Annotated in this window: 22 protein-coding genes and 1 other RNA gene; 14 read left to right on the top strand and 9 right to left on the bottom strand. The window is 48.9% G+C overall.

Translation table 11 applies throughout. The annotated features are described in order from the left end of the window. Positions 1–75: 75 nt before the first annotated feature. On the top strand, positions 76–1029 hold the full coding sequence (locus ACQ661_RS08975; protein ID WP_369744196.1) for a PstS family phosphate ABC transporter substrate-binding protein: 954 nt from the start codon (positions 76–78) through the stop codon (positions 1027–1029). A 65-nt stretch (positions 1030–1094) separates the two neighbouring features. Here the strand turns inward: ACQ661_RS08975 and asnC are convergent, their stop codons facing one another. Continuing rightward, complete coding sequence (gene asnC, locus ACQ661_RS08970; RefSeq protein ID WP_110076112.1) at positions 1095–1541, bottom strand: transcriptional regulator AsnC; 447 nt, start codon at positions 1539–1541, stop codon at positions 1095–1097. 185 nt (positions 1542–1726) lie between these two features. On the opposite strand from asnC, the gene asnA reads away from it, so the two are divergent. From asnA to phoU, 5 genes are all read left to right on the top strand, one after another. Then, on the top strand, positions 1727–2716 hold the full coding sequence (asnA, locus tag ACQ661_RS08965; protein WP_431668193.1) for an aspartate--ammonia ligase: 990 nt from the start codon (positions 1727–1729) through the stop codon (positions 2714–2716). 107 nt (positions 2717–2823) lie between these two features. Continuing rightward, complete coding sequence (locus tag ACQ661_RS08960; protein WP_431668192.1) at positions 2824–5067, top strand: ABC transporter permease subunit; 2244 nt, start codon at positions 2824–2826, stop codon at positions 5065–5067. 14 nt (positions 5068–5081) lie between these two features. Then, positions 5082–6737 (top strand): phosphate ABC transporter permease PstA, encoded by a 1656-nt coding sequence (pstA, locus tag ACQ661_RS08955; protein ID WP_153826172.1) that lies wholly within the window; start codon positions 5082–5084, stop codon positions 6735–6737. 44 nt (positions 6738–6781) lie between these two features. Continuing rightward, positions 6782–7600: a phosphate ABC transporter ATP-binding protein PstB gene (gene pstB / locus ACQ661_RS08950; RefSeq protein ID WP_153826171.1), complete on the top strand. Its 819-nt coding sequence runs from the start codon at positions 6782–6784 to the stop codon at positions 7598–7600. Positions 7601–7613: 13 nt separating this feature from the next. After that, positions 7614–8330: a phosphate signaling complex protein PhoU gene (gene phoU, locus ACQ661_RS08945; RefSeq protein ID WP_110076117.1), complete on the top strand. Its 717-nt coding sequence runs from the start codon at positions 7614–7616 to the stop codon at positions 8328–8330. Positions 8331–8399: 69 nt separating this feature from the next. On the opposite strand, the gene serA is transcribed toward phoU, so the two are convergent. Genes serA through ACQ661_RS08930 form a run of 3 tightly spaced genes read right to left on the bottom strand, consistent with a single transcriptional unit; the run spans position 8400 to position 10990 of the window. After that, positions 8400–9656, bottom strand: coding sequence for a phosphoglycerate dehydrogenase (gene serA / locus ACQ661_RS08940; RefSeq protein WP_431668191.1), 1257 nt, complete (start codon positions 9654–9656; stop codon positions 8400–8402). Between the two features lie 2 nt (positions 9657–9658). Further along, complete coding sequence (gene rpiA / locus ACQ661_RS08935) at positions 9659–10321, bottom strand: ribose-5-phosphate isomerase RpiA (protein WP_431668190.1); 663 nt, start codon at positions 10319–10321, stop codon at positions 9659–9661. Between the two features lie 45 nt (positions 10322–10366). Continuing rightward, positions 10367–10990 (bottom strand): 5-formyltetrahydrofolate cyclo-ligase, encoded by a 624-nt coding sequence (locus tag ACQ661_RS08930; RefSeq protein WP_431668189.1) that lies wholly within the window; start codon positions 10988–10990, stop codon positions 10367–10369. A gap of 54 nt (positions 10991–11044) precedes the next feature. On the opposite strand from ACQ661_RS08930, the gene ACQ661_RS08925 reads away from it, so the two are divergent. Continuing rightward, on the top strand, positions 11045–12628 hold the full coding sequence (locus tag ACQ661_RS08925) for an amidohydrolase family protein (RefSeq protein WP_431668188.1): 1584 nt from the start codon (positions 11045–11047) through the stop codon (positions 12626–12628). A 36-nt stretch (positions 12629–12664) separates the two neighbouring features. Here ACQ661_RS08925 and ssrS read toward each other — a convergent pair. Beyond that, a non-coding RNA gene (ssrS, locus tag ACQ661_RS08920) (6S RNA) lies at positions 12665–12848 on the bottom strand. Between the two features lie 55 nt (positions 12849–12903). Beyond that, on the bottom strand, positions 12904–13209 hold the full coding sequence (locus ACQ661_RS08915) for a cell division protein ZapA (protein WP_153826167.1): 306 nt from the start codon (positions 13207–13209) through the stop codon (positions 12904–12906). A 127-nt stretch (positions 13210–13336) separates the two neighbouring features. On the opposite strand from ACQ661_RS08915, the gene ACQ661_RS08910 reads away from it, so the two are divergent. From ACQ661_RS08910 to ACQ661_RS08895, 4 genes are read left to right on the top strand one after another with little or no spacing between them, the layout of a single operon-like run. Continuing rightward, positions 13337–13924 carry a UPF0149 family protein gene (locus tag ACQ661_RS08910; protein ID WP_110076123.1) on the top strand — a complete coding sequence of 196 codons (588 nt, stop codon included), beginning with the start codon at positions 13337–13339 and terminating at the stop codon, positions 13922–13924. A gap of 58 nt (positions 13925–13982) precedes the next feature. After that, entirely contained in the window at positions 13983–15305 is a 1323-nt protein-coding gene (gene pepP, locus ACQ661_RS08905) for a Xaa-Pro aminopeptidase (protein ID WP_431668187.1), read from the top strand. A 5-nt stretch (positions 15306–15310) separates the two neighbouring features. Next, positions 15311–16501 carry a 2-octaprenyl-6-methoxyphenyl hydroxylase gene (gene ubiH / locus ACQ661_RS08900; RefSeq protein WP_431668186.1) on the top strand — a complete coding sequence of 397 codons (1191 nt, stop codon included), beginning with the start codon at positions 15311–15313 and terminating at the stop codon, positions 16499–16501. Positions 16502–16519: 18 nt separating this feature from the next. Beyond that, positions 16520–17683 (top strand): FAD-dependent oxidoreductase, encoded by a 1164-nt coding sequence (locus ACQ661_RS08895; protein ID WP_431668185.1) that lies wholly within the window; start codon positions 16520–16522, stop codon positions 17681–17683. A gap of 2 nt (positions 17684–17685) precedes the next feature. Here ACQ661_RS08895 and ACQ661_RS08890 read toward each other — a convergent pair whose 3' ends face one another. After that, positions 17686–18561 carry a LysR substrate-binding domain-containing protein gene (locus tag ACQ661_RS08890; RefSeq protein WP_431668184.1) on the bottom strand — a complete coding sequence of 292 codons (876 nt, stop codon included), beginning with the start codon at positions 18559–18561 and terminating at the stop codon, positions 17686–17688. A gap of 175 nt (positions 18562–18736) precedes the next feature. On the opposite strand from ACQ661_RS08890, the gene gcvT reads away from it, so the two are divergent. From gcvT to gcvP, 3 genes are all read left to right on the top strand, one after another. Continuing rightward, positions 18737–19816: a glycine cleavage system aminomethyltransferase GcvT gene (gene gcvT / locus ACQ661_RS08885; RefSeq protein ID WP_431668183.1), complete on the top strand. Its 1080-nt coding sequence runs from the start codon at positions 18737–18739 to the stop codon at positions 19814–19816. 31 nt (positions 19817–19847) lie between these two features. Beyond that, on the top strand, positions 19848–20237 hold the full coding sequence (gene gcvH, locus ACQ661_RS08880) for a glycine cleavage system protein GcvH (RefSeq protein ID WP_110076129.1): 390 nt from the start codon (positions 19848–19850) through the stop codon (positions 20235–20237). Positions 20238–20372: 135 nt separating this feature from the next. Beyond that, positions 20373–23258: an aminomethyl-transferring glycine dehydrogenase gene (gene gcvP, locus ACQ661_RS08875; protein WP_431668182.1), complete on the top strand. Its 2886-nt coding sequence runs from the start codon at positions 20373–20375 to the stop codon at positions 23256–23258. A 145-nt stretch (positions 23259–23403) separates the two neighbouring features. On the opposite strand, the gene ACQ661_RS08870 is transcribed toward gcvP, so the two are convergent. Further along, positions 23404–24327 carry a histone deacetylase family protein gene (locus tag ACQ661_RS08870; RefSeq protein WP_431668181.1) on the bottom strand — a complete coding sequence of 308 codons (924 nt, stop codon included), beginning with the start codon at positions 24325–24327 and terminating at the stop codon, positions 23404–23406. Position 24328: 1 nt separating this feature from the next. Beyond that, positions 24329–26209, bottom strand: coding sequence for a GNAT family N-acetyltransferase (locus ACQ661_RS08865; protein ID WP_110076132.1), 1881 nt, complete (start codon positions 26207–26209; stop codon positions 24329–24331). Positions 26210–26230 lie beyond the last annotated feature (21 nt).

Below are 26230 nucleotides of genomic sequence, written 5' to 3'. Positions count from 1 at the left end.
AAAACTCGTGTCACTTAGATTGACTAAGATGATTACAAGACAACTCTCGGAGTTATTATGAAACTTAAATCTGCAATGATTGCCCTTAGCCTAAGCGCTGTTGTGAGTGCTGGAGCTTACGCACAAAAAGCAACAGATGACCTACCTGAATATGAAAAAGTAAGCGGCCTATCAGGCAACTTATCATCGGTAGGGTCAGATACGTTGGCAAACATGATGACCTTTTGGTCGGAAGAGTTTAAGCGCATGTACCCTAATGTAAACATGCAAATTCAAGCGGCCGGATCTTCTACTGCGCCACCAGCGCTGACTGAAGGTACCTCAAACTTTGGTCCTATGAGCCGCGCTATGAAGGCGAAAGAAATCGAGGCCTTTGAAAAACGTCATGGCTACAAGCCAACCCCAGTGCGCGTTGCTATCGATGCGCTAGCGGTGTTTGCGCACAAAGATAACCCGATTGAAGGTTTAACCATTGCTCAAGTTGATGCGATTTTCTCAAGCACTCGTTTATGTGGTGCCAACGAAGAAGTTCGCCGTTGGGGCGACCTAGGTTTAACTGGCAGCTGGGTGAACCGTGATTTGCAAATTTACGGTCGTAACTCAGTATCAGGAACCTACGGCTACTTCAAAGAGGTTGCCTTATGTGATGGCGACTTCCGCAATAACGTTAATGAACAGCCGGGTTCTGCATCGGTAGTACAGTCGGTATCAACATCGCTTAATGCCATTGGCTACTCAGGTATTGGTTACATGACCTCTGGTGTTAAAACGGTGCCTTTAGCTGTTGAAGAAGGCAGCGAATATGTGGATGCAACCACTGAAAATGCATTAGCCGGTAAATATCCGTTAGCACGCTTCTTGTATGTTTATGTCAACAAGCATCCAAACAAGCCGCTTGACCCAGCAACCGCCGAATTCTTAAAAATGGTTCTATCTAAGCAAGGCCAAGAAATCGTTGATAAAGACGGGTACATTCCAGTACCACGTGTGGTGGTAGAGCAAGAACTTGAGCGTTTAGGCTTAAATTAAGCATTGCCCAAAAATCCCTCAGCCAAGGCTGGGGGATTTTTTTATGTCCGTAACAAAACTCCCTTTTAAATGGAAAGGTTACGCATGATGGGTTGCTGCAGAGAGATTAACGTTTCAGTGGCTTGAACTTCCGCGATGGCCTGAATTTTATTGATCAATAAATCTTGCAGTTCGCTGATGGATGGCACCATCACTTTAATAAAAATACTGTATTGGCCTGTGGTGTAGTGCGCTTCCACCACCTCCGGTAAAGCCTGTAATTGCTTTAATGCGCTTGGGTAATCGCCTGCTTTAGCTAAATTAATACCAATAAAGCAACAAACATCAAAGCCCAACTGTTTGGCATTAACATGCACGTGAGTGCCACTAATAATGCCGGCTTGGCGCATTTTTTCAACGCGTACGTGCACCGTTGCAGGGCTCACCTGTTGCTGCTTAGCGATTTCCGCATAACTGGTTTTGGCGTTCTGTTGCAAAGTACGCAAGATGTCTTTGTCTAAATTGTCGATCATTTATTTGGCTCTTAGTTAAAGTATGCAATATTAGATAATATCTATTAAAAATGGCTTTTAATCAATGCTATCTATCACCTAATGCAACTTTGATTAAAGGCTATTGAGCTTTGTGAGTTTTGTGGTGATTATTGTTTACCTCTCTCATGCTTAGCCGAAGGGTTAATGTAACTAGGATAAATAAAATGACCGGATATTCAGAACAACTCAAATTACAACAGCAAATTGCTAAGCTATATGCCTCTATCACAACTGCATTGGCGCAAAGCTTAAGTTTAACTGAAGTGCAGGCGCCGCTGATGGTTGCTAGTGGCTCTGGCTTGCAAGATAACCTCAGTGGGATTGAGCAGCCGGTGCGGGTCTTTGTGAAAGCGCAACAGCAAGATTACGAGGTAGTGCACTCCCTAGCCAAATGGAAGCGTAGTGTGTTAGCGCTACTCGAGTGCCCGGTTGGTACCGGCATCCTAGCTGATATGAAGGCCTTAAGGCCGGACGAAGAGGCGCTGACAGCGCGGCATTCAGTGTTGGTCGAACAATGGGATTGGGAGCAGGTGATCCTGCCACAGCAGCGTTGTGTTGCTTATTTACAGCAGTGTGTGCAACACATCTATCAGGTGTTGCGCAAGGCGCATCAGGCGTTTGCACCCAGCCCGATAAGTCTGCCCGAACAGGTCACGTTCATTCATGCAGAGCAGCTCCGCCAAGCCTATCCGCAGTTAACACCGAAGGCCCGCGAGCGAGCTATCACGCAGCAACATCAGGTGGTGTTTATTATGGGAATCGGCACCACTTTAGGTGATGGTAGTCAGCATGATAAGCGCGCTCCAGATTACGATGACTGGAGTACGGTCGCCAAAGATAGCCAAGGCTTGGCTGGGCTTAACGGTGATTTATTGGTGTGGCATCCACAGCTAGATGATGCGTTAGAATTATCATCGATGGGAATACGGGTGGATGCTAGCGCGTTGCAGCAGCAGTTAAGCCTGCACAGTTGTGAAGAGTATGCGCAGCAGGCTTGGCATCAACAACTGTTGCAAGGTGCTTTACCCTTGTCCATTGGCGGCGGTATCGGACGTTCTCGCGTAGCCATGTGGATTTTACAGCAGCATCATATCAGTGCGGTGCAGGCTCCAGCTATTGAACTGCTGCCGTTATGCGGTACCCAGGCTGCATGACAGAAAAGTGTCAGTTATATGACAGCGCTGTAACATAACTGTCATAGAAGCCGTCTATACTATGTCGTAGATAAAAATGGTAGTTAACCTAAATCAACGAGGCAGCAATGGCGGCATCACCACGCGGACAGTTGGGAGCCAGTAATGTGCGTTTATTTAAAGACCGAGCAGCACGCTGGGGGGTAACCTTTGGTGGCGGCTTGGTGTTAATCGCACTTCTCCTAATTTTCTTTTATCTCTTGTATGTAGTCGAGCCCATTTTCCGTGGGGTTGATATAGAACAACAGCAGTCTTTTGCAATTCCTGGCCAAGGCGAAACCGTGGCAATGGGCATGGAAGAACAATCTGAAATAGGCTATCGCTTTGATAACCTGGGCGGCTTGAGCTTCTTTGCGTTAAAGCAAAAACCAGGTACTGATTGGCAGCCAGGGCAAGTGTTGTTGCAGCAGCAGGTGGCGGAGCAGCCCACCGCCTTTGCGGCAACACAGCCACAGAATAAGCGTTACGTCTACGCTGTTGCCGATGGCAAGGCTCGCGTCATCGAGCCGAAATTTCGTACCCAATTCAATAATGGCCGTCGCTTAACCACTCCGGTCGTTGATTTTGCCAATGACGGTGAGTTGTATCAGGTAGATCCGCAAGGGCGGCAGCTACAGCAAATTGCCTATGAGTACGACGGCGATTCATCGCTGTTTGCAGCGGTCACCTCAGATAATGTAGTGGTCGTTAATTACTTACAAGCCACCAAGAGCTTCTTGACGGGGGCAGTAGAGTTAAAAGCAAAAGTGAGTGAATTACCAACCACAGGTAACGTAGATAACCTGGTGGTAACGCCCGATTTGCGCCAAGTATTTGTGCGCCAAGGCAACCGTTTTGCGGTTTATGATGTGTCGCGCACTGGTAGCGTGAGTGAGCGTCAAGTGCTCAATGTTGATAAACGGCGTTACGGTGCTATCACCAGCATGCAGTTACTAGCTGGTGCTAGTTCTGTGTTATTTGGCCATGACCAGGGGTTAATTACCCAGTGGTTTGAAGTGGCTGGAGAAAATGGACGTCAGTATCAATACATTCGCGAATTTAAGGCCGGCAATAGTGCTATTACCGGTTTGGTTGCTGAGTATTATCGTCGTACTTTTTATGCGCTCAATAGCGAGGGACAAGTTGGCGTCTTCCATACCACCTCGCAAGCGGACCTTTATTTAGCAAAACCAGAACAGTTGCATGCTGAACAGCTGGTGATAGATCCTCGAGCAAACACCTTGCTGATGCAAAGTGGCAACCAACTGCACAGCTTTAAACTCGATAACGAGCACCCTGAGGTGAGTTGGAGCGGAGTCTGGCAAGAGGTGTGGTACGAAGGTTACCCAGAGCCGCAGTATGTGTGGCAATCCACCTCAGGCTCAGATGACTTTGAGCCTAAGTTTAGCTTGGTTCCTATTTCTTTCGGTACCATCAAAGCCGCCGCCTATGCGATGTTATTTGCCGTACCTATTGGTTTAGCTGCCGCCGTCTACACTGCCTATTTTATGTCGCCAGGGGTGCGCAAAGTGGTGAAGCCAACGGTTGAAATCATGGAAGCGTTACCCACGGTTATCTTGGGCTTCTTAGCGGGGTTATGGCTAGCGCCGCTCATTGAGACTTATTTGCCGGGTATTGTGGCGACCCTGATTTTAATTCCTACATCGATTATTTTAATGGCGTTAATCAGCTCCAACTTACCTAAAGCATGGCGCAGCAAGTTTACCGATGGCAGTGCTGCCTTAGTGCTGATTCCGGTGGTGCTATTAGCTGGTTGGTTATCATTTGAATTATCGCCATGGATAGAGTCCACCTTCTTTGGTGGTAACGTGCGCCAATACATCACCAACGAGTTAGGCATCACGTTTGATCAGCGCAACTCGCTTGTTGTGGGTATCGCCATGGGCTTTGCTGTGATCCCAACGATTTTCTCGATTGCCGAAGATGCGGTGTTCAGTGTTCCTAAGCACCTGTCTAATGGTTCGTTAGCCCTAGGTGCAACCACCTGGCAAACCCTCACCAAAGTCGTGTTGTTAACTGCCAGCCCAGGTATTTTCTCGGCGGTCATGATGGGCTTAGGACGCGCAGTAGGTGAAACCATGATTGTGTTAATGGCAACCGGTAACACGCCCATTATGGATTGGAACATCTTCGAAGGAATGCGCACCTTGTCGGCCAACATTGCGGTAGAAATGCCAGAGTCTGAAGTAGGTAGCTCGCACTATCGCATCTTATTCTTGGCGGCATTTGTGTTATTCATTTTCACCTTCGCGTTTAACACGGTGGCAGAGCTCGTGCGCCAGCGGTTACGCGATAAATACAGTTCAATGTAAGTATGAGGATTTCCATGAATACTTGGTTTAAATCAGGAAAACCCTACATTTGGCTCACCGCTGGTGCAGTAAGTGTGAGCTTAATTGCGGTCTTAGGTTTGCTTGCATTGATTGCTTGGCGCGGGCTTAGCTTCTTTTGGCCAGCGGCCATTCATGAAGTAGAAGTGCAAGCCAATGACGGCTCGAAGCGGGTCATCATTGGTGAAATCTACGACCGTGAAGAGGTGAGTCTGGAGCGTTTGCAAGAATCAGGCGTGGCGCTAGATGGCTATCAGGAAGATACGTTAGAGCGATTGCTGTTTAAAGTAGGTAATCGTGAGTTTGTCTCCCTTGATTTTATGTGGGTGATGGAACCTCAAATTATTCGTAACGAGACGCCTAGCGATTTAGCCGTGATTGAGCGTTCAAAAGATGGCAACTTCTATGGTTATGTGGTTGATGTTATTGAAAATGGCCAATCAGTAGCCACAGCTGAATCCATTCGTACGGTATTGTTCGAGCGAATTGAACGAGCGGTTGCGTTAAATGAGCAAGCTGCTGATTTACAGCAAGGCGAGATTGGTGCCATCAACTATGAGTTGAACCGATTACGCTTAGAACGTCGAGCGTTAGAACTCGAAGGCCAGTTAACCGCAGCTGAAGAACAGCGCATAGCAGCAGCCGAAGAAGCCCAGCGAGCGGCGTATCAGGAACTGGAGCAGCAACTCTTTGCTTATCGTGATCAAGCAAGCCGCGATAGCGTAGTGATGCGCGACATGCGCGGTGAAGAAGTGACCATCCCTATGTATCGGGTGCTGGATGCGACTTTCCCCAACGATATGGGATGGTTTGCAAAAGTAGCGCACTTCTTTACTCAGATCGGTAAATTTATTACTGAAGATCCACGTGAAGCCAATACCGAAGGCGGCGTCTTTCCAGCTATTTTTGGTACCGTATTTATGGTGCTATTAATGTCGGTGATTGTGACCCCGTTTGGCGTTATCGCAGCGGTTTATTTGCACGAGTACGCGGGCAAAAATGCTATTACGCGTTTGATTCGTATCGCCGTGATCAACTTGGCGGGTGTGCCTTCGATTGTGTATGGCGTATTCGGCTTAGGCTTCTTTGTATACATGGTGGGTGGTTCACTAGACCAAATCTTTTATCCAGAGGCCTTGCCTAGCCCCACTTTTGGTACTCCAGGGGTGATGTGGTCTGCTATTACCTTGGCTATTTTGACGCTACCTGTGGTCATCGTTTCTACCGAAGAAGGTTTATCACGTATTCCTAGTACCTTGCGTGAGGGTAGTTTGGCCCTTGGAGCCACCAAGGCAGAGACCTTGTGGCGCATCATTTTACCGATGGCATCGCCAGCGATCATGACCGGCTTAATTTTGGCGGTAGCGCGAGCGGCCGGTGAAGTCGCGCCATTGATGTTAGTAGGGGTAGTAAAATCAGCGCCAATGTTGCCCGTTGATGGAAACTTCCCGTATTTTCATTTAGACAGAAAATTTATGCACTTAGGCTTCCACATTTATGATGTTGGCTTCCAAAGTCCAAACGTAGAAGCGGCGCGACCGCTGGTTTATGCAACCTCATTTTTATTGGTGACTGTGATTGTCGGTCTCAATTTGACCGCTATCAGTGTGCGTAACCACTTACGTGAAAAATATCGTTCGCTTGAGCACTAATTAGTGTTTGTAGCCATAAAATTTAAGCGCAGAAGGTTGATATTATGATTTCGGTAACTCCGACCAATACCCAAGCAGGCTCGTTAGATTTAGCTAATTTGAGTGCTGCAGATACTGCTTTAGAAATTCAAAATTTAAATTTGCACTACGGCGAAGCTCAGGCTTTGTATGATATTTCAATGAAAATCCCGAAAAACCGTGTGACTGCTTTTATCGGGCCGTCAGGTTGCGGTAAGTCAACGCTGTTGCGTTGTATCAATCGGATGAATGACCTTGTTGAAATTTGTAAAGTGAGTGGTGAAATTCGCCTCCACGAGCAAAACATCTACGCTAAAAATGTCGATGTTGCAGCTTTGCGCCGCCAAGTTGGCATGGTGTTCCAGCGCCCGAATCCGTTTCCTAAATCTATTTATGAAAACGTGGTTTACGGGATGCGCCTACAAGGGGTGAACGATCGTCGCCGTTTAGATGAAGTGGTAGAGCGTTCGCTAAAAGGAGCGGCGCTCTGGGATGAAGTGAAGGATCGTTTGAACGAATCAGCGTTCGGCTTATCAGGCGGTCAGCAACAACGTTTAGTGATTGCTCGCGCGATTGCCATAGAGCCAGAAGTGTTGTTGTTGGACGAGCCAACCTCAGCCCTAGATCCTATTTCTACGCTCACGATTGAAGAGCTTATTACCGAGCTTAAAGAGCAGTTTACGGTGGTGATTGTTACTCACAATATGCAACAAGCGGCACGGGTGTCTGATCAAACTGCCTTCATGTACATGGGTAAGTTAATTGAATATGCTGATACCAACACCTTGTTCACGACCCCACAGAAAAAACAAACGGAAGATTACATCACTGGACGTTACGGTTAATTAGGAGCAGCCCATGGATAAAGTAAATATGAGCCGGCATATTTCCGGCAAATTTAATGAAGAATTAGAAGCTGTTCGTAACCAAGTATTGAGTATGGGGGGGCTGGTTGAGCAGCAACTGCGCGACTCATTGATTGCCATAGAAAAATCAGATCATGATATGGCGCAGCAAATTTTGCAGCGCGACTATAAAATCAACGCACTCGAAGTGCAGATTGATGAAGCCTGCGTACAAATTATTGCAAAACGCCAGCCAGCAGCGAGTGATTTAAGATTAATCATCGCAATTTTTAAAACCATTTCAGATCTTGAGCGAATTGGTGACGAAGCAGAGCGCATTGCGCGTGTGGCACTAGAAAGCTTTAACAATGACCAGCAGCAATTTTTGGTGAGTTTGGAAAATCTTGGCCAGCAAGTATTGTCCATGTTGCATGGGGTGCTTGATGCCTTTGCGCGGATGGATCTAGACTCGGCCTACGAGGTTCACCAAATGGATGCCCAAGCCGACCGTCAATACGAGGCTCTTACGCGGCAGTTGATGACCTATATGATGGAAGATCCGCGCGGTATTCCTAAGGTCATGAATGTCCTTTGGTCAGCCCGTTCACTCGAGCGTATCGGTGATCGCTGTCAGAATATTGCGGAGTACATTATTTTCTTCGTGAAAGGAAAAGACGTGCGCCATGTGTCACCCGAATCAATGGAACAAACGGTTAAAGGAACACGTTAACTCGTTTCTTAAAGACACAAAAAAGCCGGTGGCAGTGATGCGACCGGCTTTTTTATTGAATAAAGCTTGTTAGTAAAGAACTCGTGCCTTAATGGTGCCATCGATACTGCGGATCGCAGCGAGGAGGTCGTCGGCGATACTGCTCTTAGGCGGCGTTTCTATGTCAATGACCACGTAACCTACCTCACTGTCGGTTTGTAAGTATTGACCCGCCACGTTGATATTGTTGTCCGCCAAAATTTGGTTGATGCGGGTTAGCATACCTGGGCGGTTGTGGTGAATATGCAACAAGCGGCGCGCCTTGTCATGAGTTGGTAAAGCAACCTCAGGAAAATTAACGGCAGACAACGTAGAGCCATTATCTGAGTAGCGGACTAGCTTTCCGGCAACTTCAATACCGATATTCTCTTGTGCTTCTTGGGTTGAGCCACCAATGTGCGGGGTTAAAATACAATTGTCTAAGCCACGCAAGGGCGACTCAAACATTTCGTCATTGCCTTTGGGCTCCACCGGGAAAACATCAATCGCAGCACCTGCGAGGTGACCGGATTTGAGTGCATCAGCCAAGGCGTTGATTTTCACAACCGTGCCTCTGGACGCATTAATTAACACCGCGCCAGGTTTCATCTGCGCTAATTGCTCAGGGCCGATCATCCATTGTGTTTGCGGTGTTTCGGGTACGTGTAGGGTTACCACATCCGCTTGCGCTAACAGCTCGGATAAACTGGCTAGCTGCAGGGCATTACCTAAGGATAATTTGGTTTCGATATCGTAATAACGTACTTGCATGCCCAATTGCTCGGCCAGCACACTTAATTGGCTGCCAATATGGCCGTAGCCTATGATACCAAGAACTTTTCCGCGCGCTTCAAACGAGCCTTTGGCGGCTTTATCCCAGCCACCGCGATGGGCCGCTGCATTTTTCTCAGGAATACGGCGCAACAGCATGATCATTTCTGCTAGCACTAATTCGGCAACACTGCGGGTATTAGAGAAGGGCGCGTTAAAAACCACCACCCCATGCTGGCGCGCAGCAGCTAAATCAACTTGATTGGTGCCAATACAAAAACAACCGACAGCTACCAGTTTTTCTGCTGCTGTGAAGACTTTGGCGGTGAGCTGGGTGCGCGAACGAATCCCAATAAAATGGGCCTCTTGGCATGCTTCAATTAGTTCAGCTTCAGCCAGTGACGTTGGCAGCGCACGAATATTGGTATAGCCATGTTGCTGTAACACTTTGATGGCGCTGTCGTGCACGCCTTCAAGCAATAAGATATTAATCCTATCTTTCGCCAATGACACCTGTGGACTCGCTAAATTAGACATTGTTACTCCAGAATTTGTAAACCGTCGCTACCGGCGATAATGGCAATATTAGCGCCACGCTTAGCAAATAAGCCGTTGCTAACAACGCCTACGATATTATTCAATTGTAGCTCTAGTTGAACAGGGTCTAGGATATCAAAGTTGTGAATATCCAGAATGATGTTGCCGTTGTCAGTGACAAACCCTTGACGCCAGACGGGGTCACCACCTAGTTTCACTATTTCACGTGCGACATATGAGCGCGCCATGGGAATCACTTCAACGGGTACCGGGAACTGGCCAAGTCGGCCTACTAACTTGGATTGGTCGGCAATACACACAAACTGTTGGGCAACTGCGGCAATGATTTTTTCGCGGGTAAGAGCGCCACCACCCCCTTTAACCATGCGTAAGTGCTGGTCAAGTTCGTCGGCACCATCAACATAAACGGGTAAATCTACACAGTTATTGAGTTCAATCACCTCAATGCCGTGAGCTTTTAAGCGTGCTGTTGAGGCTTCAGAACTAGATACCGCAGCTTCAATATCATGTTTAATTGTAGCGAGAGCATCAATAAAATAATTAACCGTAGAGCCGGTGCCAACACCAACCACAGTATTGGGTTGAATGTACTTAAGTGCTGCTTCGGCGGCTTGCTTTTTGAGGGCTTCTTGAGCGGTAGACATGGTAGATTCCATAGTGAGTTAGCTATGGCTTTTCAGTATACAGTTTTACCGCAAAAAGTCCCAAACTTTTGCTGCAGTGATCACCTTATTTAAGGGGATATCCCAAGGGTTAACCGGCAGCTTCGGGGTTTGCTGGCAGGTCAGCGCTAGCCCAATCACTTGCAGGTGCGGATATGCTCCGCGATGCCAAGCCGCAAGGGTACGATCGTAAAAGCCACCGCCCATGCCTAAGCGATTGCCTTGGTGGTCAAATCCCACCAGTGGCACCAGCAAAATATCTAAGTGAGCAAGTGGGGTGATATCTGCTACCTGCAACGCGGGTTCGGGAATGTGGTATTTATTGGGAACCCATAAGGTCTTCGGATGCACGCGTAGAAACAATAAATGACCGGTGTTGACTGGATGCAACACGGGCACCGAGAGTTGGTGTCCCATGCTTATCAAGCGTTGGTTCAGTTGAGGGGTCGGCAACTCCGCTTTAACACTGATGTAACTACCGATACGCTTGGTTTTTTGCAGCTCTGGTAGCGCCAGTAAGTGCTCGCTTACTGCAGCAGCTTCTGCAGCTCGATCGGGAGCAGAGATAGCTGCACGTTTAGCCAGAAGTTGTTGACGTAATTGCTGTTGTTGCACGGCACTGATATCCTTGGCTTCATAACTAGAGCTCAATAACTAGCCAACCCATAACTAGCCAATCCATAACATAACAAAAAGAGTTATATCATGAAGCCTGTTCTGTTCGCCACGTTACTTACTTGTTTCTTGTTGGGAGCTACCGCTGCTCCTGCCCAAGCTGATTCAGCGAAAGCACCACCGCGCGCAGAGCAGGGCGAGGGGCCATTCCAGCGCTTAATTTTACGCGGAGTGACGCTCGTTAACGGTGAAGGCGCTCCGGCCCAAGGCCCAGTTGATATCGTGGTGGAGCAGGACCGCATCGTGCGTATTGTGAGTGTTGGTCATCCTGGCGTTCCGATAAAAGCACAGGGCCGACCGCAAGCACAACCGGGTGACCGTGAACTGGATTTAACCGGCAAATATGTTTTACCGGGCTTTATTGATATGCACGGGCATATTGGTGGATCTGCTGACGGCATACCCGCGGAATATGTGTTGAAGCTGTGGTTGGCTCATGGCATTACGACGGTGCGTGAGCCGGGCAGCTTTAATGGTCTAGCCTGGACTAAATGGCATCAACAGCAAAGCCAGAGCAACCAAATCGTCGCACCGCGGATCATTCCATTTGTTGGTTTTGGCATGGGTGCCGAAGAGCCTATCTTTACCGCAGAACAAGCGCGTAACTGGGTGCGTCAAATCAAACAGCAAGGTGCTGCTGGCATCAAGTTTTTTGGCGCCACGCCTAAGGTGATGGCGGCTGCACTGGATGAAGCTAAACAGCAACAGCTGGGTTCGATGATGCACCATGCGCAACTGAATGTGGTGCGCACCAACGTGGTGGACTCGGCGCGTTTGGGTTTAGGAAGTATGGAACACTGGTATGGCTTGCCGGAAGCGCTCTTTAGCGGACAGACCATTCAGGATTACCCAGCAGATTACAATTACAACGATGAGCAAGATCGGTTTCGGGCCGCGGGACGGTTATGGCAGCAAGCCGCACAGCCAGGTTCAGAGCGATGGAACCAAGTGCGCGACGAATTGATAGCCCTAGACTTTACTATCAATCCTACCTTAACCATCTATGAGGCTAGCCGTGATCTGATGCGTGAGCGTCAAGCTATCTGGCATGAGGAATACACCTTGCCGCAATTGTGGGACTTCTTTACCCCAAGCCGTTATGCCCATGGCTCTTATTGGTTTGATTGGACCACCGATGATGAAGTGGCATGGCGCCAAAATTACCAGTTGTGGATGACTTTTCTCAATGATTTTAAAAACCATGGCGGTCGTATCACCACGGGTTCTGATGCTGGCTATATTTATAAAATTTACGGGTTCGGGTTTATCCGCGAATTAGAATTACTGCGTGAAGCCGGCTTTAACGCATTAGAAGTGATTCAGGCTGCAACCTTAAATGGTGCACAAGAACTGGGTTTAGATGACGAGATTGGCAGCATCGTGGTTGGCAAAAAGGCCGACATGATCGTTGTGGATGAAAATCCATTAGCTAACTTTAAAGTGTTATACGGTACTGGGCACTATCAGTTAGACGACAATAATCAGCCGATGCGCACTAAGGGCATTCGCTACACCATTAAAGACGGCATCGTCTACGATGCCCAAGAGCTGCTTGCCGACGTTCGCCGTATCGTGCAAGAGCATAAACGCACGAACAGCATCGCGGATGAATAACGAAGCGGACGAATAACGAACTATCTTTGAGAAGGGTGACTACCCAAAATGCCGCTGCGTGCCTTGGCCCTTGAACCCACTGGTTCAAGGCGGGGCGCAATTGAATCGACCGCAGGCTTCTCGATACGAGTCGAGCTTGCACAATAGCCGCTCAGTGAGCCCCTATACTACTAGCATCGGCTCAGGGACATCGGCGTGCTGGCGAACATTCCAGGTAGTCATTGTCTTGCATGCTTAACTGCACTCATCGAGTCAGCGAAGCGAACTTGGGTATTCTAACGTTTTGGGCCTTGCTCTGTCATGACCTGTTCTAAGGTTTCTTGCAGTAATTTTAGCTTTTCTTCCAAATCTTCGACCTGTTTGCGCAATTGTTGTTCAACTTGTGCGCCTTCGTGCACAAGATTGAGCGCAGCCATCACGGCAATTTGCTCCGCATGGGTTAAGCGCTTGTTGCTACGAATTTGCTCAAGTTTGTGGTTGAGTTTGTCGGCGGCGCGCTGTAACGCAACTTCTTGCCCAACTGGACAATTAATTTTGTAGTTGCGATCCATTAGTTTTATTTCCATTGCACGCTGGCTCATGCCTCTTCCTCATTTTTAATGCTACTGCGTTAGAGTGATTATGGCATGCCGACCGGGGTTTTGTCAGCTAGCCTGAAAGGGCCTGTGGTGATAGGATGGCAGCATAAATCATGATAGAGATGACGCTATGACAGATCAAAGCAGTGGTGCCAATAATCCATTCGCCTACGAAACTTTAACAGAATATTTTGAAAGCCAAGGTTTGCTCTCTAATGCCGCCGAAATTCATGGCATTTTAACCGGTATGATCGCTGGCGGTGCCAGTATTGAAGGGCAAGACTGGTTGTTGTTACTCAGCGACTTGGTTAACGAAGGGCAATCCTTTAACCCGCAGTTACGTGAACGCTGTACCGAGCTGGCACACTCCATCTGCGCCAGCTTGCGCGACCCCGATTTAGGTTTTCACCTGTTGTTACCAAGTGATAACGAATCTTTATACGAACGCTTAACTGGTCTAATTAACTGGGTGCAGTCGTATTTAGTAGGGTTTGGTATTAATCAAACCAACCTGGCTGGCTTATCGGAAGACTTGCGTGAAGCCATTGAAGATATGGTTGAAATTGCCAAGTTAGATTTTGAAATTGAAGATGAAGAAGAAGCAGAGCGAGCTTACTTTGAAATCGTTGAGTATTTACGAGTATCAGCCATGTTGTGCTTTGGTGAATTAGGCCAGGCCAGTGGCGGCGCTTGTAAAACCAACAAAACGCTCCACTAAATGAGCGTTCACCTCAGTTCGTTTTACCTCATTCAAGTATTGAGAGCGAAAACCTTATATGCAGCAGTCTATTAGTTTGGCGGAATATCAGCAACGTCGGCAGCGAATTTTAGATCATGTCAGCAGCCATGCAGAGCATGGGGTAGCAGTGATTGCCGCCGCTAGCCTACAAACACGCAGCCGTGATACCGAATATCCATTTCGGCAAAATAGTGATTTCTTATATCTCACGGGGTTTAACGAGCCCGACGCCTTATTGATTTTAGCGCCGGGTAGAGCGCAACAAGTGATTCTGTGTTGCCAACCTAGCGATCCGGCTGCCGAAGTATGGCACGGTCGTCGCTTAGGAATTGACAGAGCTGTAGCCCACTTAGGCGTTGATGTGGCGCACAGTATCGAAGATGCTGAAGAAGTATTATTAGATGTGCTTAATCAAGCCGATGTGGTGTTTTCCAGCCATGAAGATAGCAGCTTGTTAGAGCAGCTACATGATGTTGCCAGTGCTCTGCGCCAAGCGCCAAAACAAGGCTATGTTGCGCCCTCTAGCTGGCAAGACTTGAGTCCATTCATGGCCGATATGCGTATCATTAAAAGTGCCGCAGAGCTCGATTTAATGCGTGCCGCAGCAGCCATTAGCGTAGCTGCCCATAAGCGCGCGATGCGTTTTACTAAACCGGGCTGCTATGAGTTTCAGGTAGCGGCAGAGTTGCACCATGAATTTGCGCGCCAAGGCGCTCACCACCCAGCTTACGGCAGTATTTGTGGGGGTGGCGCCAATGCCTGTATTTTGCACTACACCGATAACGCCGATGAGTTACATGATGGTGATTTAATCTTGATCGATGCTGGTGCCGAATATCAAGGTTATGCGGGCGATATTACCCGTACCTTCCCAGTAAACGGCCGCTTTAGCGAAGCCCAAGCTGCGCTCTATAACGTGGTGTTAAAAGCGCAGTTAGCAGCCTTAGCAGCGGTAACCCCAGGGTCATCGATGCCGCAGGCAACCCAAGCCATGGCACTGGCGCTCACGGAAGGCTTGGTCGAGCTCGGCCTATTAGCGGGCACGCCAGCGCAGCTAGTCGCTGAGGGCGCTTATAAAGCCTTTATGATTCATGGTCTGGGCCATTGGCTGGGTTTAGATGTGCATGATGTGGGCACCTATTCAGCTGCCGGTAAGAACCGTCCGTTTGAGCCGGGTATGGTATTGACCATAGAGCCTGGGGTGTATATTCCGCACGGCATGGCTGGGGTAGATAAAAAATGGCATGGTTTAGGCATTCGGATTGAAGACGATGTGATTGTAACCGCCACCGGGCACGAAAATATGACTGCAGCGGCACCTAAAACCGTCGCTGAAATAGAAACTTGGATGCAAGGGTAACAGCAATGGCAGCAGCGCCACGACCAGCTGACACACTAAAACCTATAGTGATTGCCGGCGGCGGCCTCGTTGGGGCGTTAACGGCTTTATTAGTAGCACGGCAGCGGCCGGATTGGACCGTAACAGTGCTTGAGCCACAGGCCAGTGGGCCGGCGCAAGATAAACGTACCATAGCGCTGGCGGCCGCTACCATTGACGTATTACAACAACTGCAAGTGTGGCCAGAAGTAGCGTCTGCCGCCTGCGCAATTGAGCATATTCATGTGAGTGATCGAGGTCATCTGGGCATGACACAACTGCATGCTGAGCAACAAGGCGTGCCTGCGCTTGGCTATGTCATCGCGGCGGCACAACTCAACCAAGCGCTTTATCTGGCTTGCCTAGCGCAACCTAATATTGAATGGCTAGCTGGCGCTTGGTTTAGTCATTCACAACCAGAACAAGATAGTATTGCAGTGCACTACCATGTTGCAGATCAGTCGCATGTTTGCCATGCACAGTTGTTAGTAGGTGCAGATGGCTCACGCTCACAAGTGCGCAGCGCGGCTGGTATTCAGATGCAGCAAACGGATTATCAGCAGGTGGGCATTATTGCCATGCTTGAACTGTCTGAGCCGATGCAAGGCTGGGCTTATGAGCGCTTTACTGATACTGGGCCACTGGCGTTGTTACCGGTTAGTGACCAAGTCGCTTCGTTAGTTTGGAGTCTGCGTCCAGCAGAAGCCGAACAGATGATGGCTGCTAGCGACCATGAATTTATGGCCAAGTGCCAACAAGCCTTTGGCTATCGCGCGGGGCGGCTGCGTAAAGTCTGGGACAGAGTGCAGTACCCATTGCAATTGCATTTAGCCGAACAACATATTGCTCAGCGTTTGGTGTTAATAGGTAACGCCTCGCATACCTTGCATCCGATTGCCGGGCAGGGATTTAACTTGGGTGTGCGCGATGCAATTAGCTTAAGCCAACAGCTAGCGACGGCAGCCGATGCCGGGCAGTATCGTGTGTTGGCAAGTTACCAGCGTGAGCGCCAGAGCGACTATAAAGCCATTATTGGCTTAACTGATAGCTTGGTTCGAGGCTTTTCTAATCAACTGTTGCCACTGGTGATTGGGCGCAACATCGCCTTAAGTGCCTTGGCGTGGTTGTTGCCACTGAAGCAGCAATTTGCCCGTAAAACCATGGGTTATAGAAATTAACGAGAAGATAGGATAACCATGCAGCCATTTACCTTTATTGTCGCTGGGGCCGGTATGATCGGGCTGGCTACGGCCATTGGCCTGCAACAAGCTGGGCATCGGGTTATTGTGATTGAACGCGGTGAGCGGCCCGAGTACGGCAGCGCGCCAGAACTGCGGGTAAGTGCGCTAGCCCACAGTAGTAGGCACTTACTTGAGCGGTTAGGCAGTTGGCAGCGGATGCCAGCGTCACGCCTTGGCCCTTACACCGGGATGCGGGTGTGGGACTATGATAGTTTTGGCCGAATCGAGTTTGATGCCAGCGAACTAGCGCTGGTCGACATCGGCGCCATTGTTGAAAACAAAGTGCTTGAACAAGTGCTGTGGGACCAAGCTGTGGCGGCAGGGGTGTCGATTATGGCGACCACCGAGTTAGTGCAACAACAGGTTGATGATCAGCGAGTACAGGTAACCCTAGCCAATGGGCAAACATTAACTGGCGATTATCTGATCGCAGCCGATGGTGCTCGTTCTACCGTGCGTGCACAAGCAAACTTGCCGCTTACTTTTTGGGACTATCAACAACAGGCCCAAGTAGCGGTGCTTACTACCGAGTTACCGCATCAAGGCATTGCACGCCAAGTGTTTTTGCCGACCGGGCCGTTAGCCTTGTTGCCTTTAGCGGATGCCCATCAAGTATCGATCGTGTGGTCGGCGGATACCGAACGAGCGCAGCAACTGAGTACCCTTAGCGACAGTGATTTTATTCGGCAGTTACAAGTAGCCAGCGATAATTGCTTGGGGTTGTTGCAGCTGCAATCGGCGCGAGCTACTTTTCCGCTGCGTATGCAGTACTGCCAACGTTGGGTGCAGCAGCGTCTGCTGGTGCTAGGTGATGCTGCCCATAGTATTCACCCCTTGGCCGGTCAAGGAGCTAACTTGGGCTTTGCTGATGTGGCTGACTTATTGGCTATTTTTGCGCACCCAGAGCTTCAGGTCGCAACCCTGCCAAAACAATTACGCCAATGGGAGCGGCAGCGTAAGGCCGCAGCGGTAACCATGATTGGAGCAATGGAAAGCTTTAAACGTGGGTTTGCCGGCAGTGCGCCTTGGGCCAAGTTAGGGCGCGGCTTAGCGTTGCAGCTCGCGCATCGAGTGACGCCGTTAAAGCAACAACTGATGTGCGCAGCTCTGGGCGCATAAGCCTATATACGTTCTTGAATAAACTGAGCCAATTGAGTGGCGGCCGGGTTATCACTATCGGCCTGCCACATCACGACGCTCACATTACCCAGCTCAGGCAAAGCATGTGATCCCACATGGCGGACGTGAATGAGATTGTCGGGCAACGTACTTTGCGCTAAGACCGTAATCCCCAAACCACTATCGATGGCCGCAGTCAGCCCAGAAAAATCCGCATTGGTGTAGCTAATACGCAAAGGGATGGTGTGCTGGCGCAGTACTTGTAAGGCGCGACGCCGATAAATACAGCCTTCTGGCGCGACCACCAGCGGCACTGCTTCGGCGGCGCTATCGGTTACCGCCGCTAATTGGTTGCTGGCAATACTACTCACCCACACCAGTGAATCTTGCTTGAGCAGCACTAAACCAGCACGGGTAAGTCGCTTCTCAGGTTCCTTGAGGGCAATCACTAGATCAAACTGCTGCTGTTCTTGGGCGAGTAATTCTTTGCTTAGCGCAGAGGTCACCGACAAGGTTACGTGGGGATAAGATTGTGCAAATTGTCCTAATACCTGAGGCAATAACTTACTGGCAAACTCACTGGGAATACCAAGCCGTACCACGCCGGTCAGCGATGGCTCAGCGATTTTAGCAAAGATTTGGTCGTTAATATTAAGCAGATGTTTAGCTTGGTCCCAGAGCTCACGACCGGCTTCGGTAAGATGAATGCGACCACCGCTGCGCTGCAATAGCTGGCTTCCAAGCAACTCTTCTAGTCGTTGCAATTGCAAACTAATGGCGGGCTGCGAGCGACTGAGCTGTTGCGCAGCGGCAGTGTAGCTTTGCAACTCGTACACGCTGATAAAGGCGCGCAGAGCTTCTAACGATAAATGTTGCATGATGATCAGCTCGGCTGGTTGATACGTATTAATAAATAATATTAATAGCTAGTTTAACCATATTAATATTTTAAATAAATGTATAAGTAATATTCATTTGTTGCCTTGCCCTTAGGGTCTTATAATTAGGGCCACAAATTTTAAGAAGTAACTAACCCAACAGGATACTTTGGTCATGGCTCAACGCACTCCTTTGTACGACGCACATGTGAAAGCAAATGCGAAAATGGTGGATTTTCACGGCTGGGATATGCCGCTTAACTACGGCTCGCAGATAGAAGAACACCACGCTGTACGTAATGACTCTGGCGTTTTTGATGTATCGCACATGACGATTGTGGATGTTGCCGGTACCGAAGCAAAAGCTTTCTTACAGTACTTACTAGCCAACGATGTCGCTAAGCTAACCGTCTCAGGTAAAGCTTTATACAGCGGTATGTTAAACCAAGCTGGTGGCGTGATTGACGACCTGATTGTGTATTACTTTACCGATGAGTCTTACCGTTTGGTGGTTAACTCTGCCACGCGTGAGCAAGACATGGCTTGGATTAACGCGGTAGCTGCAGACTTTCAAGTAACTATTACTGAACGTCCGGAGTTGGCCATGCTTGCGCTGCAAGGTCCAAAGGCGGAAGAAAAGCTAAAATTGGTGATGGGTGCTGACAAATTTACAGGTGTAGCCAGCATGAAGCCCTTCATGTCGTTGCAAGTAGGCGATTATTTTATTGCAACTACGGGCTATACCGGCGAAAAAGGCTACGAAATTGCCTTACCAGCTGAACGGGTAGTTGCACTTTGGGATGCGCTGCTGAATGTTGGTGTACAGCCTTGTGGTTTAGGTGCTCGTGATACCTTGCGTTTAGAAGCCGGCATGAACTTATACGGCCAAGATATGGATGAAACCGTTACTCCGCTTGAATCCAATATGGGCTGGAGTGTGGCTTTTGAGCCAGCTGAACGCAATTTTATTGGTAGAGCAGCACTTACTGAACAAAAAGCACAAGGCCACGCCAAGTTGGTGGGCTTAGTGATGAAAGAGAAAGGCGTTCTGCGGCATGGCCAAAAAGTAATTGTAGGTGATGGTGAAGGCGTGATCACGTCAGGTACCTTCTCACCTACCTTAGGTTTCTCGATTGCATTGGCGCGAGTGCCAGCAACCGTGGGCGCTACCGCCGAAGTGGAAATTCGCAAAAAATTAGTTACAGTAAGCGTGGTTAAACCAAGCTTTGTTCGTAACGGTCAATCCGTACTTTAGTCAGTTTTACAGAATCATCGAGGACACAATAATGAGCAATATCCCAAAGGAATTAAAATACGCATCAACCCACGAGTGGGTTCGTAACGAAGGCGATGGCATTTTCACGGTTGGTATTTCTGAGCACGCGCAAGATTTGCTAGGCGACATGGTGTTTGTAGAACTACCTGAAGTTGGCGCTACAGTTGCAGCAGGCGATGATGTTGCCGTAGCTGAATCAGTAAAAGCGGCCTCAGATATCTATGCACCTATTGCTGGTGAAATTGTGGCGGTAAACGAAGAGCTAGAAGACGCTCCAGAAACCGTTAACAACGACCCGTACGGTGACGGCTGGTTATTCAAAATTAAAGCTGACGATGCCAGTGAAGTTGAAAGCTTGCTAGATGCAGAAGGTTATCAAGCAGTTATCGATGAAGAATAAGAAGAGATAAAATGCTCAAGCCCCGGTTGTTCGCACCGGGGTTTTGCGTTTCTTATCATCTGTAGTAACGCGCAATTTACCTGTAATCGCGTAATTAACCCGTAATTAAACCCGTAACTAGGGGATTTGAAGTAAATGACTACGACCACGCTGAAGCAGTTAGAAAATCATGGTGAATTTATTGCCCGCCACATTGGCCCTAGCGCTGATGAAACTCAGGCTATGTTGGCTGAGTTAGGGGTGAGCTCATTGGCTGAATTAACCACAGACACAGTACCTGGTGCGATTCGACGCGAGCCGTTTTTGTCGATTGGTGAGCCCATGACAGAACGCGATGCGTTGGCCAAATTGAAAGCCATCGCCAGCAAAAACAAGGTCTTTAAGTCATTTATCGGTATGGGTTATTACGACACTCTAGTTCCGAACGTGATTTTGCGTAACGTGCTAGAAAATCCAGGTTGGTATACCGCTTACACTCCGTATCAGCCAGAAATCGCGCAAGGCCGCCTAGAAGCTATTCTTAACTTCCAACAAATGACCATCGATTTAACGGGCCTAGAGCTAGCTAGTGCGTCTTTGTTAGATGAAGCGACTGCAGCAGCAGAAGCTATGGCAATGGCTAAGCGCGTCAGCAAAAGCAAATCAAATGCATTCTACGTAGCGGATAACGTCTACCCGCAAACCATCGATGTCGTCAAAACACGAGCAGAAATGTTTGGCTTTGATGTGATTGTTGGGCCAGCTCGAGAAGCCGATAACCACGATGTGTTTGGTGCTTTGTTACAGTACCCCGATCGTAACGGCGAAATTCATAACATCGAAAAACTAATTGCTGACATTCAAGCCAACAAAGGTGTGGTTGCCGTTGCCGCCGACATCATGAGCTTAGTGTTGCTGAAATCACCTGGTGAGATGGGGGCAGACATGGTGTTAGGTTCAGCCCAGCGCTTTGGTGTACCTATGGGTTACGGTGGCCCACACGCCGCATTTTTTGCAACCCGTGACAAATACAAACGGTCGTTGCCAGGTCGTATTATTGGCGTCTCAAAAGACAGCCGCGATAACCAAGCATTACGTATGGCGATGCAAACGCGTGAGCAGCATATTCGCCGCGAAAAAGCCAACTCAAACATCTGTACTGCACAGGTATTGTTAGCCAACATGGCTTCGTTTTATGCCGTGTACCATGGCCCGCAAGGCTTGAAAACTATTGCTGCACGCATTAACCGGTTAACCGATATTGTGGCTCTTGGCTTACAAGAAAAAGGCGTGAAACTGGTCAATAGCCACTGGTTTGATACCTTAACCTTCAAACTAGAAGGCGACGTCAGTGGCGTGATGGCACGTGCTGAGCAAGCCCAAGTAAACCTGCGTATTGATGGTAATGGCCAGTTTGGGGTAAGCCTAGACGAAGCTAAATCACGTCACGATGTTGATGTGCTGTTTATGGTGCTCTTTGGTGCCGACCACGGCCTAGAAATCGAAGTGTTAGACTCACGAGTTGCTTCTGGTGAAGTCGAGTCTATCCCAGCTGCACTGCGCCGTGAAAGTGAGATTTTAACTCACCCAGTATTTAACAGTTATCATTCTGAAACTGAAATGCTGCGTTATATCAAACAGTTAGAAAACAAAGATTTGTCATTAAACCACAGCATGATCTCGTTAGGCTCGTGCACCATGAAGCTGAACGCCACCGCAGAGATGATTCCAGTCACTTGGCCAGAGTTTGGCCAGCTGCACCCGTTCTGCCCAGTAGAGCAAGCACAAGGTTACGCTGAATTACTAAGTACCTTATCAGGCTGGTTAGTGGACATTACCGGCTATGATGTGATGTCAATGCAGCCTAACTCAGGCGCACAAGGCGAATACGCCGGCTTGTTAGCGATTCAAAAATATCACCACAGCCGTGGCGACGTGCACCGTAACATTTGCTTAATCCCTAGCTCAGCGCATGGTACTAACCCAGCCTCAGCACAGATGATGAGCATGCAAGTGGTGGTGGTAGATTGCGACAAGAACGGTAACGTAGATATTAACGACCTGAAAGCTAAAGCAGCTGAAGCCGGTGATAACCTGTCTTGCATCATGATCACCTACCCATCTACCCATGGTGTGTATGAAGAAGGTATCAAAGATATTTGTGAAATCGTGCACGCTCACGGTGGTCAAGTGTACCTAGACGGTGCCAACATGAACGCCCAAGTAGGGGTAACCTCACCAGGCTACATCGGTGCCGACGTATCGCACCTGAACCTGCACAAAACCTTCTGTATTCCACACGGTGGTGGTGGTCCTGGTATGGGCCCGATTGGTGTTAAACAGCACTTAGCACCTTTCTTGCCTAACCACAGCGTGATTAAAATTGACGATACCGCGGCCGATAACGGTGCCGTATCTGCTGCGCCTTATGGTAGCGCCAGCATTTTACCTATCTCGTGGATGTACATTGTGATGATGGGCTCGCGTGGCCTGCGCGAAGCTACCGAAGTAGCCATCTTAAATGCCAACTACATGGCGAAGCAGTTGAGCAAGCACTACCCAATCTTGTACAAAGGCCGCAACGACCGTGTTGCGCACGAGTGCATCATTGATTTGCGCCCACTCAAAGATAGCTGTGGCATTACCGAAATGGACGTAGCAAAACGCTTGCAAGACTACGGCTTCCACAGCCCAACCATGAGCTTCCCAGTAGCCGGAACCTTAATGGTTGAGCCAACGGAATCTGAATCTAAGGCAGAGCTAGACCGCTTTATTGAAGCCATGATCAGCATTCGTGAAGAAGCCAACCGTGTTGAGCAAGGTGAGTGGCCAGCAGATAACAACCCGCTGCATAACGCACCTCATACTCTAGCTGACATCGTTGACGCGAACTGGGACCGTCCATACAGCCGCGAGCAAGCCGCTTACCCAGTAAGCGCGGTGAAGGTAAACAAGTTCTGGCCAAGCGTGAACCGTATCGATGACGTGTACGGTGACCGCAACTTGATGTGTAGCTGCCCAGCGGTGGATAGCTATCGGTAATTGGTGTTGATGGGATGAGAAAGGCGAGCTTTTTAGCTCGCCTTTTTTGTGGCCAATAAAGTCGTATTTTTTAAAATGTCACTTTCCGTGGTGGATTATTGAATCCTTAGATCAACAAGCAGCCCGTATCGGCGTCACGTTGTCTTCACTGCATTCCCTTCAAAAAAGCGACCACGCTGCGGCCGAGCGAGCTGTGTTCATAACCACCTTCAAGCATGGCCACGATGCGGCCCTCACAATGCTGTTCGGCGAGTTTTTTAAGCTCGGCGGCCATCCAGTGGTAATCGATTTCCGTGAGCTTAAATTGTGCCATGTCGTCTTCTAAGTGCCCATCAAATCCCGCTGAAACTAAGATCAGTTGGGGGGCGAAAGCATCGATGGCTGGTAACCAGCGATCGCGCACGGCCGCCTGCCACGTAGGACCATCACAGCCCGCTGGTAGTGGAATGTTGATCACTTCGTGGCTGATGGTTTGGGTACCGGTGTTGGGGAAGAGCGGATGTTGAAAAGAGCTGCAAAATAGCACGCGCTCGTCATTCAAAAAGATGTCTTCGGTACCATTGCCGTGATGCACATCAAAATCGACAATGGCCACGCGTTCTAAGCCGTATTGCTGCATGGCGTATGCGGCGGCAACAGCGATGTTGTTGAAAATACAAAAGCCCATTGCGGCGTCCCAACTGGCATGATGGCCTGGGGGGCGAATGGCACAAAAGGTGCTTCTATTGTCGGCGGTCATCACCTCGTCTACAGCACAAATGCCGCTACCGGCTGCGTACAGGGCAGCGCGTAAGGTACCGGCTGTCATCATGGTGTCGGGATCTAACCAAATGTGTTCACCGGGCTCGGTTGGAGCGCGCTCAAATACGTCATTAATGTAATTGGCTGAATGCACGCGATAGAGGTCTTCCTTGGTGGCTGGTTTGGCGTCTTTTTGAGTGAGCGCAAATTCCATCCCCGACCGAATGATCTGATCGTTAATGGCGGCAATTCTGGCTGGCTCTTCTGGATGCACTTCAGAAACCCGATGCAGACTGCAATAATTGTGGCTAAAAACCGTGATCGACATACTAAGCACTACCTAAATCTAATTGTAAATAAACTTCACCTGGTTCTTCGGAGGGCTTGCGCACAAACCCTGCTTTTTCAAACACGGCTAACATTTTGCCATTTTCGGCTCGTACGTAAGCTAACATGCGCTCGAGCCCGCGCTGTTTGGCTATGTACTTCATTTCACTTAATAATCTGCTGGCCATGCCCTTACCGTGTTGGTTCTCACGGGTTACAAAGGCCACCTCGCAGCTTTTTTCATCATGCAGTAAATAGTATCTGCCAACCGCCTGAATTTGTGCCATTGAGCCTTTTTGCCTGACGATACAAAGAGCTAAGTCGCGAGATTGATCGACGCTCACCAAGGTACAGGATTTTTCCCGGCTCATTTGCGTGGGCACCGTGTTGTAGCGCATCTGTAAGGTTTCTTTGGTATGCGAATAAAAAAACTCTTGTAAGCGGCGTTCATCACTGGGGTTGAGTGGTCGTAAATCAAAAAACTCGCCATTAATGGCAATTTCTTTAAAGCCTACGGCACCTAATTCAGGTACTTCTACCGAGTGCAGCACCTGGTAATGAGGCACCCAGTAGTGTTTACGAATGTCTTCTAATAGCTGTTGGCGGAACTTCGGATGCGCCACGCGGATGAGTTCTAGGGCGCGTTCGCGAATGCTTTTACCGCGCAGTGATGCTACGCCAAATTCGGTAACCACATAGTGTACATGAGCACGTGAGGTGGCCACGCCGGCACCTTGCGAAATATGCGGTACAATGCGCGACACGGTGCCGTTCTTAGCGGTTGAGGGTAGGGCAATGATGGGTTTACCGCCGGCACTCATGGTAGCACCGCGGGTAAAATCAACATGTCCGCCAATGCCGCTATAAAAATGATGGCCAATTGAGTCTGAAACCACTTGCCCGGTGAGGTCCACCTCGATGGCGCTATTGATGGCCACCATTTTATCGTTGCGGGCAATATTGGCGGGCGAGTTCACGTACTCAGATGGATAGAATCCGATATGTGGGTTGTTATTCACAAAATCGTACAGTTGTTTACTACCAATGCAGAAACTAGTCACGGCTTTATGTTGGTGATAGGTTTTCTTGCGATTGTTGATCACGCCACTTAGCATCAACTCCATAATACCGTCAGTAATAAGCTCGCTATGCACGCCAAGGTCTTTGTGATTCACCAGATACCGTAAAACGGCGTCGCAGATTTTGCCAAAGCCAATTTGTAAGGTGGCGCCATCTTCTACCAGTAAGGATACGTACTGGCCAATCCTCTCGGTTACAGCATCTAAAGCGGGCGCTTTGATTTCAGGTAAATCTTGCTCGGCCTCAAAAAAGGCATCAATTTGCCCTTTGTGAATAAAAGCTTGGCCAAAAGTGACGGGCATTTTGGGGTTCACTTGGGCAATCACTTTTTTGGCTGATTTTAAAGCGGAAGAAACAATGTCTACGGATACCCCAAGGCTATGATAGCCGTACTGATCCGGTGGGCTGACCATAATTAAGGCGGCATCGAGCGGTAAAATATCATCACTAAAGAGCGACGGGATATCCGACATAAAGGCTGGCGTATAGTCGGCACGGCCTTCGGCTACTGCTTGACGAACTTTTTCACCACCGATGAACAGGGTATTCACCTTAAAGGTTTGCGAGAACTCAGGATTCACCCAATGGTTATCGCCGAGTGCGTAAATCTGTACGATTTCGATATCATGCAGATGTTGGCTTTGGTCGGCGAGGTGGTGCATCAAAGCATGTGGCACGGCAGCATGGGTACCAATAAAAATGCGGTCGCCTGATTTCAGCAACTGGTTCCATTTCACGGGTTTACCATCAACCAACAGCTGTCGATTGAGTGGCGGGGTAACGTTGGTATCGATAGTGTCCATCTGCGACTCCTTCTGCAGCTA

This window comes from Pseudidiomarina sp. WS423 (genome assembly GCF_050750165.1).
Lineage (GTDB): Bacteria > Pseudomonadota > Gammaproteobacteria > Enterobacterales > Alteromonadaceae > Pseudidiomarina > Pseudidiomarina fusca.
This window is presented reverse-complemented; position numbering and strand designations above follow the sequence as displayed.

What these genes read in the sequence shown, in the direction of transcription:
- ACQ661_RS08975 (WP_369744196.1), top strand. Translation starts at nt 76, where the DNA reads ATGATTGCCCTTAGCCTAAGCGCTGTTGTGAGTGCTGGAGCTTACGCA.
- asnC (WP_110076112.1), bottom strand. Translation starts at nt 1,541, where the DNA reads ATGATCGACAATTTAGACAAAGACATCTTGCGTACTTTGCAACAGAAC.
- asnA (WP_431668193.1), top strand. Translation starts at nt 1,727, where the DNA reads ATGACCGGATATTCAGAACAACTCAAATTACAACAGCAAATTGCTAAG.
- ACQ661_RS08960 (WP_431668192.1), top strand. Translation starts at nt 2,824, where the DNA reads ATGGCGGCATCACCACGCGGACAGTTGGGAGCCAGTAATGTGCGTTTA.
- pstA (WP_153826172.1), top strand. Translation starts at nt 5,082, where the DNA reads ATGAATACTTGGTTTAAATCAGGAAAACCCTACATTTGGCTCACCGCT.
- pstB (WP_153826171.1), top strand. Translation starts at nt 6,782, where the DNA reads ATGATTTCGGTAACTCCGACCAATACCCAAGCAGGCTCGTTAGATTTA.
- phoU (WP_110076117.1), top strand. Translation starts at nt 7,614, where the DNA reads ATGGATAAAGTAAATATGAGCCGGCATATTTCCGGCAAATTTAATGAA.
- serA (WP_431668191.1), bottom strand. Translation starts at nt 9,656, where the DNA reads ATGTCTAATTTAGCGAGTCCACAGGTGTCATTGGCGAAAGATAGGATT.
- rpiA (WP_431668190.1), bottom strand. Translation starts at nt 10,321, where the DNA reads ATGTCTACCGCTCAAGAAGCCCTCAAAAAGCAAGCCGCCGAAGCAGCA.
- ACQ661_RS08925 (WP_431668188.1), top strand. Translation starts at nt 11,045, where the DNA reads ATGAAGCCTGTTCTGTTCGCCACGTTACTTACTTGTTTCTTGTTGGGA.
- ACQ661_RS08915 (WP_153826167.1), bottom strand. Translation starts at nt 13,209, where the DNA reads ATGAGCCAGCGTGCAATGGAAATAAAACTAATGGATCGCAACTACAAA.
- ACQ661_RS08910 (WP_110076123.1), top strand. Translation starts at nt 13,337, where the DNA reads ATGACAGATCAAAGCAGTGGTGCCAATAATCCATTCGCCTACGAAACT.
- pepP (WP_431668187.1), top strand. Translation starts at nt 13,983, where the DNA reads ATGCAGCAGTCTATTAGTTTGGCGGAATATCAGCAACGTCGGCAGCGA.
- ubiH (WP_431668186.1), top strand. Translation starts at nt 15,311, where the DNA reads ATGGCAGCAGCGCCACGACCAGCTGACACACTAAAACCTATAGTGATT.
- ACQ661_RS08895 (WP_431668185.1), top strand. Translation starts at nt 16,520, where the DNA reads ATGCAGCCATTTACCTTTATTGTCGCTGGGGCCGGTATGATCGGGCTG.
- ACQ661_RS08890 (WP_431668184.1), bottom strand. Translation starts at nt 18,561, where the DNA reads ATGCAACATTTATCGTTAGAAGCTCTGCGCGCCTTTATCAGCGTGTAC.
- gcvT (WP_431668183.1), top strand. Translation starts at nt 18,737, where the DNA reads ATGGCTCAACGCACTCCTTTGTACGACGCACATGTGAAAGCAAATGCG.
- gcvH (WP_110076129.1), top strand. Translation starts at nt 19,848, where the DNA reads ATGAGCAATATCCCAAAGGAATTAAAATACGCATCAACCCACGAGTGG.
- gcvP (WP_431668182.1), top strand. Translation starts at nt 20,373, where the DNA reads ATGACTACGACCACGCTGAAGCAGTTAGAAAATCATGGTGAATTTATT.
- ACQ661_RS08870 (WP_431668181.1), bottom strand. Translation starts at nt 24,327, where the DNA reads ATGTCGATCACGGTTTTTAGCCACAATTATTGCAGTCTGCATCGGGTT.
- ACQ661_RS08865 (WP_110076132.1), bottom strand. Translation starts at nt 26,209, where the DNA reads ATGGACACTATCGATACCAACGTTACCCCGCCACTCAATCGACAGCTG.